The organism is Aquimonas sp. (assembly GCF_044377145.1).
GTDB lineage: Bacteria > Pseudomonadota > Gammaproteobacteria > Xanthomonadales > Xanthomonadaceae > Aquimonas.
In genome coordinates this window covers 46,442-60,872 of sequence record NZ_JBILJQ010000025.1, presented here as the reverse complement: position 1 = coordinate 60,872, position 14,431 = coordinate 46,442, and the positions used below count along the sequence as shown (strand labels likewise).

10 protein-coding genes are annotated in these 14,431 nt (G+C 67.0%); 3 read left to right on the top strand and 7 right to left on the bottom strand.

Translation table 11 applies throughout. The annotated features are described in order from the left end of the window. Positions 1 to 868: 868 nt before the first annotated feature. From ACIQ7H_RS09825 to ACIQ7H_RS09810, 4 genes are all read right to left on the bottom strand, one after another. On the bottom strand, positions 869 to 2,770 hold the full coding sequence (locus ACIQ7H_RS09825) for a phosphatidylserine/phosphatidylglycerophosphate/cardiolipin synthase family protein (protein WP_395790884.1): 1,902 nt from the start codon (positions 2,768 to 2,770) through the stop codon (positions 869 to 871). A gap of 114 nt (positions 2,771 to 2,884) precedes the next feature. Next, a complete protein-coding gene (locus ACIQ7H_RS09820) occupies positions 2,885 to 3,463 on the bottom strand; it encodes a YceI family protein (RefSeq protein WP_395790882.1) in 579 nt (192 codons plus the stop codon). 8 nt (positions 3,464 to 3,471) lie between these two features. Next, complete coding sequence (locus tag ACIQ7H_RS09815) at positions 3,472 to 3,954, bottom strand: SixA phosphatase family protein (protein WP_395790880.1); 483 nt, start codon at positions 3,952 to 3,954, stop codon at positions 3,472 to 3,474. Then, on the bottom strand, positions 3,951 to 7,415 hold the full coding sequence (locus ACIQ7H_RS09810; RefSeq protein WP_395790878.1) for a PKD domain-containing protein: 3,465 nt from the start codon (positions 7,413 to 7,415) through the stop codon (positions 3,951 to 3,953). The genes ACIQ7H_RS09815 and ACIQ7H_RS09810 overlap by 4 nt, the downstream gene beginning before the upstream one ends. A 177-nt stretch (positions 7,416 to 7,592) precedes the next feature. Here ACIQ7H_RS09810 and ACIQ7H_RS09805 point away from each other — a divergent pair, with 177 nt between their 5' ends. The 3 genes from ACIQ7H_RS09805 (at position 7,593) to ACIQ7H_RS09795 (ending at position 10,678) form a co-directional block, all read left to right on the top strand. Next, the gene (locus ACIQ7H_RS09805) at positions 7,593 to 9,086 is read left to right on the top strand and encodes an AAA family ATPase (protein ID WP_395790876.1); all 1,494 of its coding nucleotides are present in this window, start codon (positions 7,593 to 7,595) and stop codon (positions 9,084 to 9,086) included. Between the two features lie 136 nt (positions 9,087 to 9,222). After that, positions 9,223 to 10,041, top strand: a complete 819-nt coding sequence (locus tag ACIQ7H_RS09800; RefSeq protein ID WP_395790874.1) for a TatD family hydrolase — start codon at positions 9,223 to 9,225, stop codon at positions 10,039 to 10,041. A gap of 1 nt (position 10,042) precedes the next feature. Further along, on the top strand, positions 10,043 to 10,678 hold the full coding sequence (locus ACIQ7H_RS09795; protein ID WP_395790872.1) for an SCP2 domain-containing protein: 636 nt from the start codon (positions 10,043 to 10,045) through the stop codon (positions 10,676 to 10,678). Between the two features lie 45 nt (positions 10,679 to 10,723). On the opposite strand, the gene ACIQ7H_RS09790 is transcribed toward ACIQ7H_RS09795, so the two are convergent. From ACIQ7H_RS09790 to mnmE, 3 genes are all read right to left on the bottom strand, one after another. Next, the gene (locus ACIQ7H_RS09790; protein WP_395790870.1) at positions 10,724 to 11,710 is read right to left on the bottom strand and encodes a TonB family protein; all 987 of its coding nucleotides are present in this window, start codon (positions 11,708 to 11,710) and stop codon (positions 10,724 to 10,726) included. 209 nt (positions 11,711 to 11,919) lie between these two features. Continuing rightward, on the bottom strand, positions 11,920 to 12,852 hold the full coding sequence (locus ACIQ7H_RS09785) for an energy transducer TonB (RefSeq protein WP_395790868.1): 933 nt from the start codon (positions 12,850 to 12,852) through the stop codon (positions 11,920 to 11,922). Positions 12,853 to 13,003: 151 nt separating this feature from the next. Then, the gene (mnmE, locus tag ACIQ7H_RS09780) at positions 13,004 to 14,401 is read right to left on the bottom strand and encodes a tRNA uridine-5-carboxymethylaminomethyl(34) synthesis GTPase MnmE (RefSeq protein WP_395790866.1); all 1,398 of its coding nucleotides are present in this window, start codon (positions 14,399 to 14,401) and stop codon (positions 13,004 to 13,006) included. Positions 14,402 to 14,431: the final 30 nt, after the last annotated feature.

Here is a 14,431-nt window from a genome sequence, read left to right as displayed (position 1 = left end):
GGGTTCGAAAGAGCCTTGGGCGAGTCGAAGAATCAAAATAGGTGAGCGATAGCAGGCTGAAGGTCCGAAAAAATCGGCTGGGGACCGCCCAGGGCTCAGTTGGTCGCGTTGTTCAGAGCTTCCCTAAGTGGACCGGGCGCAAGGGGCGACAAACCATGGAGGCTTTGTAACGCCAAGTTGAGATCAACTGTGGACAGCTTTTCGAGAATTCCATTTATGGAGCTATCGCAATCCGATATCGATGAATGAATTCTGGCACCAGCAATCCTTCCCGCGCCCTTCAATTCCTCAAGATCTATGTTAGATTCCGAGGTGAAAGGTGGAGTCGGCCAATCTGTCAGAGCGAGAGTGCTCGTTCCTCCCGGAGCTCCCGCCAAGAAGATTGATCCAGACGGTCCAATTCCATCCAAGTAGGCTCGAGGGTAGATCGGCGTTATCCGGACGTTCTTTCTTGTCTCACCTGAGGCGATCTGCAAACATGGTTCGCCAAGTCTGTCTACTAAAGAGGAGCACAAACTCAATTCGCCCGAGATTACGCCTCCTGAGACCAGACTTATCGCCTGAAGCTCTAAACGATCCAGGTTCATGCCTGCACGTCCTCCACACAAACCTAACATCAGAATCAGCGCGAAATTCACGGTAAGGCCTCCGCGGCTCTCAAGCGATTGGAATATCGGGCCACCATCGGGTTTTCCGCCCACGGGAACGGGCCAAGTTGGCCCGAGTCCGCCCGGAAAGCACTGGGGCGATCCTCTACACACGCAAATTGGTGGGGATTCTGCTCACGCGGTGAGAAAATTTCTGCTGATGGGTGCCGTTCGCTTCGAACTGCGTAGGCGAACCGAGCCTCAGACCGCGGCTAGCGCGCCTACAGAATCGGCGCCAGCCCCGCCCCGAACGCGGTCAGGATGCGGGTGTTGATCGCCTTGAACGGGATCTCGACCTCGGGGAAGTCGCCGACCGCGCGGTAGCACTCGTGGAAATCCGCGGCCCGCGGCGAGCGCGGTTCGCAGCCTTCGATCAGCTCGTAGCTGGTGGCGTAGCGCCACGGCCAGATATCGAACAGCGGCAGCCACTCGCTGGCCTTGCCGATGCTGTAGTTCAGGCCCGACAGCATCCACGGCCGCGGGCGCGGGGCGATCACCCAGGCGTTCTCGGCGGCCATGTCCTGCAGCAGCAGTTCGCGCAGTTCATGGGCGAATCCAAGGTCGTGCACGATCACCAGCGATTCGGTGTTGAGCCGATCCGAGCGCGGGTCGAAGTTGTGGCTGCCAATCACTGCCAAGCTGCCGTCGATCACCATCGATTTCGCATGCAGGCCGATGCGCATACCGAGCGTGCGCAGCGGCAAGGGCCCACGCAGGGCGCGCCGCCGCGGTGGCGCAGTTGCATCACGGGCGCCGGATGAGGACCCCGCCGCCGAGCCGAACACGCGGCTGGACTCACTGCGCAGAAAGCGCTGCGGCAGGCTGATCGCATCGTCCTCATCCAGGCTCAGCGCGATCGGCGCATTGGCTGGGTGCGGCTTGTACTCGTGGATCTCGAAGCCGAGATCGCGCAGGTAGGTGCGCTTGTACTTGTGCGAGAGCGCGTAGACCGGAAACGCATCGGTCGACGCCAGGCTGTTGGTGGAGATCCGCACACGCGGTGGCACCTCGCGCTGGCGCAGCCGACGGAAGGTGTCGCGCGCCTGCGGCGACAGCACCAGATAGGGCGTCTGCAGAATTATTTCTTCCTGCGCGCGTGTCACCGCGCGGCGCAGGCTCTCGCTGCTGTCGCGGCGGCCGGGCTCGATCCGGCCGAGCTGCTTCTCCGGTCCGTCGGACAGAAAATCGACCCGCCCCACACGATGCAGTGGTTCGATCAGCACCGCGTGCAGACGCGCGGGATCACTGAGCTCGCGGCGCAGTGCGTCGATGCGGTCAGGCCGACGCAGCGGCGGCTGTGCAAGCACATCGCGGCCGCTCTCGGAGCTGGCCAAGGCGCGGCGTACATCGCGCAGGGCCGGCGCGGGGATGCTGCGGGGCGCCACCCAGAACTGATCGAACGAACGCTGCATCAAGGCCGCCGCCGGGCCGCCCACCAGCACGTCGCGATCGCGATAGTTGAAGCCCGGGTCCCAGTCGAAGTAGCGCTCCTGGTAGTTGCGCCCGCCGGTCAACCCGATCAGCCCGTCGACCAGCAGCAGCTTGTTGTGCATGCGCTGGTTGAAGCGGGTGAAGCAGCAGAGGATGCCGGCGACGAACTCGGCCGGGCTGGTGTGGCCCTTGCCGAAGGTCGGGTTGTACAGGCGCAGCTCGAAGTTGACGTGGGCCTGGGCGAGGCTGGCCAACAGGCTGACGTCATCGAACGAGAACAGCTGATCCAGCAGAACGCGCACCCGCACGCCGCGACGGGCTGCGCGCAAGAGTTCATCAAGCACCAGAAACCCGGCGTCGTCTTCGGCAAAGATGAAGCTCTGCACTTCGATACTGCTGCGTGCGGCGCGGATCATATGCAGGCGGGCCAGCAGGGCATCGCGGCCTGTTTCCAGATTCAGCACCACATGCCGCGGTTGTTCCGCAGTGGAATCACGCACTGCTTCGGCGGCAGCCACGCGCAGTTGCGACGCTTCGGCACAACGGTCAGGCAAGGCGCATTCGACGCGGGCGTCTTGCCGCTGTGCGGCCTCCAGCTGACTGGCGCGGATCTGCTCGCGGCTGGGCATGCAGGCCGTCAGCAGCAGGGCGAACGCGGCGAGACTGAAGGTCTGGAGGAGAGGCGGTCGCATCGATAGTCAGGCAGTGTGATGACGTAGGTTGCGCAGGTTCACACGGCACCGTGCAGCGATGGCGCGACTGCGATCCTGCGGTTCAGCATTGAGCTGGTGAGAGCGTAAGCGGGCTCAGCTGTGGTCGCTCGCGGCGTCGCGGCGCAGCTGGATATCGAAGCTGAGCTTGACCCGATCGCTGACGAACAGCCGGCGCGCATGCATGCCGAACTGGCTGCGGTCGACCTCGCCACGGGCCTGCACGGGGCAGTCGATGCCGGGCCGCGCGCAGGCTGCCGGCAGCAGATCGAAGCTGACGCTGCGACTGATGCCCCGCAGAGTCAACACGCCGTCGATGGGACCCCCTTCGGCGAGCAGACGGCTCGGCACCGCCGCCGCGCGATATTCGATCCAGGGATGGTGTTCGGTATCGAAGAAATCGGCGGAGCGCGCCCATTCCTCGTGGCTTTCGCGCCCCATCAGTACGCTGCCGGAGGCGATGCGAACCTCCAGCACAAACTGGCCGGCGCGCGCTTCGGGCCGGATCACGCCCTCGATGTGGGCGAACCGGCCGTCAATCCGCTTGACCCACGCCGCGCGTACCGAGAATCCGGCCAGTGAGCGCGCGGTGTCGATGCGCATGCCCGCCTCAGCCTCAGCCGTCGCGGACGCAAGCGAGGGCAGCAGCAGGGCGAGCAGCAGGGCACATCGCATGATCGACGTCAGGGCGCCCAGAACGCCGAGAGCGTCGCTGCACCGGGTTCAAGCGCGGCGGTATCGGCGAACTCGAGTACCGCGATACCGGCCGGTGGCATGCCGCGGTGGTCGCCGGACTGGCCGGTGGAGAGCAGTGCCGCCAGCGACTCAAAACCCGGGTTGTGGCCGACCAGCATCAGGGTCTCGACATCGGCCTGGTCGGCAATCACTTCGAACAGTTCAACCGGGTCGGCTTCGTAGATTCGCGCATCGCTGCGCTGGTCGACATAGCCGGTCTGCGCCAGTACCCGTTCGGCGGTGGCGCGGGCTCGCTCGGCCGAGGACACCACCACCCGCTGCGGCAACGTGCCGTGCTCGGCCAGCCAGCGGCCAGCGGCATCGGCTTCGGCTTCGCCGGTGGGCGAGAGGCTACGCTCGCGGTCGTGTTGGCCAGGCTGCTGCGGTTCGGCGTGGGCATGACGCAGAAGAATCAGGCGACGTAGGCTCATGGACGATCATCTCCGAAGGCTTGGATGGTGACGTTGCTGCGATTCCAGCTGCCGGACAGCGGCGCCGGCAGGTTGATGGTGGTGGACATCTGCGCCCGCAGGCGCGTGCTATAGGTGCGTTGCAGCGTACCGCCTGCCACTGCGCCAGCGCCGGCATCGGGATAGATCGGGCAACCCGGACAATGCGCGCGCTGGGAGACCAGGTCGACGGCCCCGCCTGAGGTGCTGCGGCTGGTACCTGTCAGCCAACGCGGCAGCCCGTTGCCGTCATAAAGGTAGACGCCGAAGAACTCCAGCGGAGCATCGCCCAACTGCAGGCTCTCGACACCGATCCCCCAACCGCTTTGGCCGTCCTGGATCCAGGCATTGGTGTGGTCGGCAGCCGCAAACGGCTGGTTGCCCGCGGTGCTGGTCATGAGTTCAGCGCCGCGGCGGCCGCCGCCAAAATCCCAGGCGTACAGCAGGGTGCGCGCATCAATGCTGCTCAGCCAGACCTGACCGGTGGGCGTGCTCTCCGGCTGGAACCCGGAGGGTGCACCACGGTTGCGGCTTGCGAACAGGGTGCCCTCCACCAGACCGCGGTTCCATTGCCCGGCGAAGGTGTACCAGTCCGACAGGTAGCTGGTGGTGCCGGTGTACCAGATGGCGCCGATGGCCGGGCTCTGCGCGTCGCCGTAAACAAAGGCCGCCAGACCGTTGCCATCACGACTCGGGTCGTTGAAGAAGCCCCGGCGCGGCAGAGCAGGCGGCGCCGCTGCAGGGCAACCACTGACCGCTCCACAACTGGTTGCCACCTGTCCGCTGTAGATGCGTGTGAACTGCGCGCTGTGTTGGCCTGCGGCAGCGGTCGCGAGGTAGTCGATCGCGATCGGCGCGCCGCAGCTGGCGCTCTCCGGCAGTTTGAACGGCAGTTGCAGGGTCACGCTGGCGCCTGCGGCTAGGCTGCCCGGCAGGGCCAAGGTGGCGCCCTCGAGCTGCACGCGCGCCTGTGCCTGCAGGGGCACATTCTGCGGGTCGAACAGGCACACCGAGCGGTTGGCGGCGACCGCACCGGACGCGTTGCAGGAAGCGTTCAAGGGGTCACTGCCGACGCCATCGACGAGGCCCACTGTGGCGCTGCCGCCACCGGCTGCATCGGCGCGACGGTACTGGTAGGCGATCTCGCCGCTGCCGGCATAGGCGATCGCCTGGAACGAAGCATCGCCGGTGTTGCCGGTGCTGACATAGTTCTGCACGCCATCCCACTGGAAGACGTGGCAGGGCTGGACACCGCCGACCGTGGCTGCGCGCGGGCAGGATGCGTAGTAGCGATAGCGCAGCGCGCCGCTGGCCGGCACCACCAGATCGTCGTGCAGCACATGCAGACGCGGGCCCGCTCCGCCGCGGTCGAGCACCCCGGTACAGCTGTTGTCGTAGTCCGCGCCGGTGTCGGCGTTTGAGAAAGAGACATAGCCATTGGTGGACATGATCGCCTGGCTGTAGCTCGCGCCGTAGAGGCGCAGGCCGGTGCCGCCCAAGGCAATAACCCCGCGACCGTCATCGTTGCTGTTCAGGCTGAGTGGCGCGGCGTCGCTGATGTCGACGAATCCATAGCTGCACACCGATGGGCTGGCGGCGCTGGTGGTGCCGAGGTAGCCGTAGGCGTTCGGACCGATGCCGCCGGGCAAGGTGGCAGCGATTGCGCTGTTGGCGAACAAGGCATGTGCGCCCGCCGGCAGTGCTGCGTTGCCGCTGTTGGTCAGGGTGACCGGCAAGCGCCAGCGTTCGCCCGGGTCGATGCCGCCGACACCGTCACCGCAGATCTGGGTCGGTTGGGCGGCGGTCACGGTGACGCGCGCCGATGCAACGTCAAGCGCCCGACTGGCGATACCGGCGCAGCCGCTACCGTCCTGCACACGGACACGCACCTGGCCGCTTTGCGCGCGGGCATAGCGCAGGCTGACGCTGGCTGCGCTGCCACTGCGCTCATAGACGCCGTCACCATCCAGGTCCCACTCATACGTGTAGCCGCTTCCAGTTCCACCGCTGACGCTGGCGGTGAAGCTGACCGTCTCGCCGACCCGCGGCGCCGCGCTGAAGGCGTTCGAGGCAAGGGCGACGCTGGGCGCGTTGCAGCTGCCGTAGCCGTCGATGCCGAGCGGATTGCTGGCGCTGCGATCCATCCAGTCGCGCATGCGGCTGGCGGCGGTACCGCCGCCGGTCCAGGCCTTGTCCAAGGCCCCATAGCAGTCGCTGCCATCGGGGACGGTACATGACGCACTACCGCCCGAGAGCACGCCGACCAGGCGCTGATTCTGCGGGTTCCAAATCCCCGACCCGGAGGATCCGCCTTCGGTGGTGCCGCGGTCCCAGGCGCCCACATACCAATGGGTCGTCGCGGTAGAGGTTGGGATGATGCAGTTGCGACCCGTCGTCAACGGGTTGAGGTCGATTGCGATGCGTTTTTCGTGACCAGACGGGTGATGGATGCCCACCCCTCCGGTTGGGACGCTGCCGCTGCGGTCCCAGCCGCTGTAGAAGGCATCGGCGGCGGCCGGCACCGGGTTGTTCAAGGCGACGATGGTGAAGTCAGTCGCCTCGTGCGTTGCCAACAGGTTTGCACCCGACTGCACCGCGGCGGAGATTGAGTTCGACAACGACGAGCCGCTGGCTGTGCTGCCAGGGCTGCGGCAGGTCGGGCTCTGGTAACGCCAGTAGAACACCATGCCGGCCACCCGATCCTGCGTCGAAACGCAGTGGTGTGCGGTCAGGAATCGCGGGTTGGAGATGTCCTGCCCGGGAACCCCGGTGGCCACCAACTGCCCGGTGCAGACGAAGCCGGCAAAGGTGTAGTGGGCCACCGAGCGGATCTGCGGGCGCCAGCTGTCGCCTTCGCTGCAGGCGACATCGATATTGCAGCTGCCTGACTTCAGCTGGTTCATCGCCACGAAGGGATCGCGATAGCCCTGGGTCGCCGAGGCCAGCTGCAGGCGGGTGATCGCGCGGCTGCCGGCCGGGATGGTCAGCTCGATACGGAGGCTGTCCGCGGCGACCATGGCGGTGTGCAGCCGACCGCTGGCCGGGTTGTCGGCGTCGGTGAAGCGCAGCTGGGGGTGTTTGTCGTCGCCGGCATACACCGCCAGCTCGGCGCCCACCGGCAAACGGAATTCACCGAAACCCAGCTCCAGGCTGCGCGCCTGTGCGCCATCAAGCTGCAGCGACCAGCGTTCACGCCCATCTGCCAGCACACTCCAGCTGCCGCCCTGATCCACACCGGGCGCAGCCTTGGAGATGCCCTTGCCGGCAAATTCGTGGACCACGCCGTAGCGCAGCGGCACACCGGCCTTGCCCTCGCTGGCGCGGTCATCGGCGCTCAGCTTGGGCAAATCCAGCGCAGGCAGCAGGATGCGCTCCGCGTGCGCCATCTCTACCGATGCAAGGCCGATTACAGCGAGGAGGGGAACGAGGCAGACACGACGCATGGGGATTCTCCAGAAGGCGGCACGACGCAAGGGCTTGTGCTCTCGAAGCGCGAGGATACACCCCGACCACGCCCGCTTTGGTCAGTGCCGCAGCCGCGTCAGCGGACTGCAGCCTGAGTCACTGCCGCTACACTTCGCCGTCCGGCGTCCTTCCCGCGCCCTGTGAAGCCCCTGCCGATGTTCGAACCCCGCGATCTGGCCGTTCTGCTGCGCTCCGGCGCACCGCTGGTGGTGATCGAAACCCATGAGGAAGCCCTGCTGCTGGATGCCTTCCGGCACGTGGTGGCCGAGCTGCTGCGGCCGCTGATGAGCTGGAGCATCACCCAGGGCCTGCAGCGGCTGGATCTCGACGAGACCGATCTGCCACCCTGCAATGATTCCAGCCAGCTGCTGGAACTGATGCACGGCGACCCGCGGCGTGGGATCTGGCTGCTGTTCGACTTCAGCCCTTACCTGCGCTACTCGATGAGCATTCGCCGCCTGCGTGAAGTGGTGCTGGGCCAGGCGGCAGCCAAGCACAGCGTGGTGCTGGTCGGCGCCAAGGTTGAACTGCCAGACGATCTCGAGTCACTGGCTACACGCTTCGAGGTGCGTCTGCCGGACGAGGCGCGACTCGGACAGATGCTGCGCGAGGAGGCCTTCGCCTACTCGCGCGAACACGGCGGCAAGCGCGTGCAGGTCGAAGCCCCGGCCCAGCGCCAGCTGCTGCGCCATTTGCGCGGCCTTTCGCTGCTGGACGCGCGCAAGATCATCCGTCAGCTGATCCACGACGATGGCGCGATTCGCAACGACGACATCGCCAAGGCGCAGCAGGCCAAGTTCAAGCTGCTCGGCAGCGGCGGCGTGCTGCACTTCGAACCCGATGTCGCGCGTTTCGATGAGGTCGCCGGACTCGGCCGTCTGAAGCGCTGGATCGAACAGCGCCGGGCGATCTTCGTCGAGGGCAAGGCGCCGCCCGGGCTGGACCCGCCCCGCGGCCTGCTGCTTCTGGGTGTGCAGGGCGCCGGCAAGTCGCTGGCGGCCAAGGCCTGTGCGGGCGGCTTCGGGGTACCGCTGCTGCGGCTGGACTTCAGCGCGCTGTACAACAAGTACCACGGCGAAACCGAACGCAACCTGCGCGAGAGCCTGCGCGCGGCAGAGTCGATGGCGCCCTGCGTGCTGTGGTGCGACGAAATCGAGAAAGGCCTAGCGACCTCGAACAGCGATGACGGCGTCAGCCGTCGGGTGCTGGGTGCACTGCTGACCTGGATGGCCGAGCGCAAGCAGCCGGTGTTCCTCGTGGCGACCGCCAACAGCATCGAACAGCTGCCGCCGGAACTGTTACGCAAGGGGCGTTTTGATGAGATCTTCTTCGTCGATCTGCCCGGCGCAGCGGCGCGCGAACAGGCCTTCGCCATCCACCTGCGCCGACGCGAACAGGCGCTCGAAGAGTTCGACCTCAGCGCGCTGTCAGCAGCCAGCGCTGGCTTCTCCGGCGCCGAGATCGAACAAGCCGTGGTGGCTGCGCTGTACGACAGCCACGGCGACGGCGAGCGCCTCGGCCAGGTCCATCTGCTGTCCGCCCTGCGCGGCACCCGCCCGATCTCGGTGGTGATGGCCGAGCAGGTGCAGCGCCTGCGCCAGTGGGCCGCCGAGCGCTGCGTGCCCGCCGACGAGCCCGAGCCGCTCTGAGCCGCACACTGGGCCACTGTCGAAGCCCGCGACTGCAGGCGAGCTGAGTCGAGTTGGCCTTTCGCTACGCCCGCTGTGGCGAATCCCGAATCCCGAATCCCGAATCCCGAATCCCGAATCCCGAATCCCGAATCCCATGCTCATAGACATCGGCGCCAACCTCACCCACGAATCCTTCACCGCTGACCTGGAGGACGTGCTTGCGCGTGCTGCGCATGCCGGTGTCGCGCAGATGGTCGTCACCGGCGCCAGCCGCGAGGGCAGCGCGGCGGCGTTGGCGCTCGCGCAGTTGTATCCGGGCCGACTGTTCGCCACCGCCGGTGTGCATCCGCACCATGCGACTGAATACACCGAGGAGGCCGAGGCCGAGCTGCGCGCCCTGCATGTCCATGCGGAAGTCTGTGCGCTGGGCGAAACCGGGCTCGATTACCACCGCGACTTCTCGCCGCGGCCGGCGCAGCGGCGTGCGTTCGAGCGTCAGCTGGAGATCGGTGTCGCCTTCGGCAAGCCGCTGTTTCTGCATCAGCGCGAAGCCCACGCTGACTTCCTGGCGATCCTCAAGCAGGTTCGCGACCGCGTGCCGGCGGCACTGGTGCACTGCTTCACGGACAGTCGCGAGGCGCTGTACGACTATCTCGACCTCGACTGCCACATCGGCATCACCGGTTGGTTGTGCGATGAGCGCCGCGGCCAGCATCTGCGCGAGCTCGTGCGCGAGATTCCGGGCAATCGCCTGCTGATCGAAACCGACTGCCCCTACCTGCTGCCACGCAATCTGAATCCCATGCCTTCGCATCGGCGCAACGAACCCATGTACCTCGGCCACATCGCAGAAGAGCTCGCGCGCGACCGTGGCGAGACCTATGCCGAAGTGGCGGCGTGCACCACCGCCAATGCGCGCGCCTTCTTCCGCCTGCCGGATTCGGCGGGTGGCGCCTACCTCCGGGCAGCCTGAAATGAACACAGCCACCACCGCACCCAACCCGCTGCTGGCCATCGGCGGCCAAGCGCTGCAGTTCGCTTTGAACCGTGCGCTGCAGCTGGACCCCGACATGGCCGCGGAACTTGTGACACTTGAGGGTCGCAGCATCGAACTCGAACTGGCGGCACCGCGGCTCTTGGCGCGGATCACGGTCGAGCGCGGCGCGCTTAAGGTCGGGCCTGGGCAGGTCGATTCCGAGCCGGATCTGAGCCTCAAGGCCACGCTTGGCGCGGTGCTGGCGCGTGTGCTGCCGGGGGCGGCGCCCGCCAGCCCGGGCCGGCTGAAGATCGCCGGTGATGTCGAGTTGGCGCAGGCGCTGCAGCGGTTGGCTCAGCGCTACACCCCGGACATCGAGGCCGCGCTTTCGGCACGGCTGGGTGAGGTCATCGGTGTGCAGGTAGCCAAGGCTTTGCGTTCAGCGTTCGGCTCGGCAGCGAGCGGTGCACGTGCATTGGCCGAGGCGGGTGCCGACTACCTGCGCGATGAGCGCCGCGACCTGCTCGGGCGCGCCGAACTCGACGCTTTTCTGGAGGATGTCGACGGTGTGCGCGACGATGTCGAGCGGACTCAGCGTCGAATCGAACGGCTGCAGCGACGGCTGGCCGAGTAGGCCTGTCCGGCGCAAACGGTCGCCAATCAGGTTGTGGTCCCGATTTCAGTTGTCCAGCTTGAATTCCAGCGAGCGCCGCGCGCGCAGCGGGGTCGCTGGCGGCTCGAATCGCCAGCGCTGTAGCGCGCCGATGGCTTCGCGGTCGAAGATCCCTTCCGGCTCGCTGCTCAGCACCCTCACATCGGTCACGCCGCCGTCGGTGCCGATCATGAACTCCAATTCCACCCGACCTTCGATGCGCCGACGCTGCGCCAGGGGCGGATAGCGCAGAGCAGGGCGAAACACGACTTCCGGTAGGCGCTCAGGCGCCACGGCCGTTGGCGAGCTTGGGCTCACTGTGGCCGGCTCCTGGGCAGCGGGGGGTTCCGCTACGCTGACTGAAGCAGGCGTCGGGCGAGTAACCACAGCGACCGCCGGTGCTGCAGGAGGCACCTGCTCGACGACGGGAGGCGGAGCCTGCTCAACAACGGGAGGGGGCGTCGGTTCAGTCGCGACCCTCGCTTCTTGCGCCGCCGTTTCCAAGGCCTGGGCGCGGTCAGCCGCACTGGTTCGGGCAGACTCGAGCAGGCGCTGCAGGCGAGGCAACGCAGGCGCATCCGGCGCGGCGCGCGCGATCTGTGCCAGGACCCGATCCGCATCGGTCAAGTCAGTCGCTGCGACACGTTCCTCCACGTGCAGCACGGCATAGGGCAAGAGGTCATCTAGCGCCGTGCGTGCGACCGTGTTGTCCCGATCGAGTTCTGCCGCCTGCAGGAACAGTTCGAAGGCATTGTCGGCGGGCGGCACGAACAGCCGCTGGTCGCGCAATGCCAGATCGCCGCGCCGGGTCAGATCAGCGGAGTGCACCGGCGTGGAGCTTTCGACCGGCTGCTCGGGAGTGACCGCAGCCGTCGACGGCTGCGACGGCGCGCCTTCCACTGGCGGCGCCTCGCCTGAGCAGCCGATGACGCTGGCCAAGAATGCGGCGCCTGCTGCGTAAGCGCACAGGCGGAGCGGGTTGCGCTTGGCGCGCAGCAAGAATTGAAACGCCACGGTGAACCCCGGAAATCGCTGAGCCCGTTGGGCCCAAGCCAGCGCCGCAGTCTGGCCGGACCGGATTGCGGCACTGCGACAACGGTGTAACTTTCGGCAACATCCGGCGAGCGCAGGGAGGCGCGCCCAGACAGGGATGCTGGCGCCCGTTGCTCGGACGGGCGCCAGATCAGGCTGCGGGCTATTGCGGTTCGGCGCTGGCGACGGCGCTAGCGCTCGAGGTTGAAATCGATCGTCCGTCGAACCCGCATCGGCTCGGATGGCGGCTCGAAGCGCGTGCGGCGCATCGCCTGGATCGCCTCACGATCAAAGATATTGCGCGGAACGCTCGACACCACCCGCACATCCGAGACACCGCCATCGGCGTCGATCTGGAAGTCGAGGGTCACGCTGCCGTTGATGCCCTGCCGTGCGGCCTGCTCGGGATACCGCAGTTGGGGCTGACGGATCATTCGCGGAGTTCTTGGCTGCGCAGGCTGTGCAGTCTCGACGGGCGGCGGCGGCGCGACGACCACTGGAGCCGCAGGCGGAGGTGTGACAACCGGTGCGGGCGCAGGCTCGGCCGGTTCGGGTGCGACGGGTTCGGGCGCGCTGACCACAGGCGGCGGCGCTGGCACCGCGGGCTCTGCAGGTTGTGTGGGCGCCACCGGGCGGGCGGGCGGCACGGCTTCACGCTCGGTGGCCAGGCGCCGCTCCAGCCGCTCTAGTTCGCGCTCAAGTCGCTCCAGGGCGGGCGCTTCCGGCTGAGCACGGGCGAGCAGGTCCAGAACGCGCCGTGCCTCCTCCGCATCGCGCGCGGCAGTTCGCTGCTCGACATGCAGCACCCCGTACGGAAACAGGTCGGTCAACGCATCTTGGGCTTTGGTCAGGTCCGGCTTCGCTTCCAGCGCGAGGACGAACAACTCGAAAGCGTTGTCGCCAGCGGGCGCGAACAAGCGCTGAGCGCGCAACGCCGCTTCAGCGGTTTCAACGCTGGCCACAACCGCCACCACAGGTGCCGCAGGCGTTTGGCTTGCGGGCTCGGTCGGGGTGGTCTCTGGCGCGCTGCTTGGGGCCTGCGCGGGCGGGTCAGAGCCGCCGCAGGCCGCCAGCAGCAACAGTGTCGACAGCGCCAGGTACCGGCATCGATTTGGACGTTTCATTGGCTCCCCCTTAAGAGCACGAAAGGACTGCGGCACCGCCCGATTCACGCCCCACAGCACCCCTGCTGCGAACGTGCGCGGGCAGACGGTCGGTCTGCTCGGGGGTTGTCTTCCGCAACGCAATATAACCGGCTACGCGCCGCCGTGAGCGCTATTTGCCTATGCAGAAACTACCAAAAATCTTGCCGAGCAGATCATCTGCGCTGATTCGCCCGGTGATCTCACCCAAGGCGTCGTGCGCGTGGCGCAGGTCTTCCGCCGCCAGTTCGCTGTTGCCCTTGGCCAACGAGTGTGCGGCCTGGTCGAGCTGGACACTGGCGTGTTCGAGGGCGTCGACATGGCGGGCGCGGGCGCTGAAGGCCCCCTCGGCCGCGTTGTCGAGGCCGGCGGCATGCTTCAAGGCCTGGCGCAGCAGCTCGAGGCCAGCGCCAGTGCGCGCTGACAGCCAGAAGTGCGCACCGTCAACGCCTGTTTCGGTGCGCGCCATCTGACCGGACAGATCGCATTTGTTGTGCAGCCAGAACACGTGCGGCAGGCCGGCCAATTCTTCCTGCAAAGCGCGAGTCGACTCCCGATCGGCGTCTGCATCAAGCACAGCCAGAGCAAGATCGGCGCGCTGGAACTCGGCGCGGGCGCGCCGGATGCCCTCGGCCTCGACCCGGTCGGCCGCGCTGCGCAAACCGGCGGTGTCGACCAGGGTCAGCTCGATGCCATCAAGCTGCACCACTTCGCGCAGCAGGTCGCGGGTGGTGCCGGCGATGTCGGTGACAATCGCGCGCTCGCTGCCGGCCAGAGCATTCAGCAGCGAGCTCTTGCCCGCATTCGGGGGGCCGGCGATGACGACGTGCAGGCCATCGCGCAGGCGCTGCCCTCGGCGCGCTTGCTCCAGCAGGGTCCGCAACTGTTCGCGCAGCTGCTGCAGTCGGCCACTGACCTGCGGCCCGGCCAGGAAGTCGATCTCTTCCTCCGGGAAATCGATGGCGGCTTCTACGTAGACCCGGAGCCCGGTGCAGGCTTCGGCAATGGCGTCGACGCGTCGGCTGAACTCGCCATCGAGTGCGCGGCGCGCGGCGCGTGCGGCGGCTTCCGAGCCGGCGTGGATCAGATCGGCCACCGCTTCGGCCTGGGCCAGATCGAGTTTGTCGTTGAGAAAGGCCCGCTCGGTGAACTCACCGGGCCGCGCCTGCCGTGCACCGAGCTCGATACATCGCGCCACTAACGCGCGCAGCAGGGCCGGGCTACCGTGCGCCTGCAGTTCGACGACATCCTCGCCGGTGTAGGAAGCGGGTGCGCGGAAATACAGCAGCAGGCCGTCATCAATCAGCTCTCCTTCGCCGCTGCGGAAGCGCGCGTATCGGGCCTGACGCGGCTGTGGCGTCTGTCCACTCAGAGCCTTCGCGATGCTGGCGGCCGAATGTCCCGACAACCTGATCACACCGATGCCCGCAGCGCCGGCCGCCGTGGCGATTGCAACGATGGTGTCGCGACCTGACAGCGGCACAAGGGGTTCGGGGGCGGGGCTGGACGGCGGCGGCGATTGTTGGTGCATGGTTCGCGCTCCGCGGAGCTTGCTCTTCTG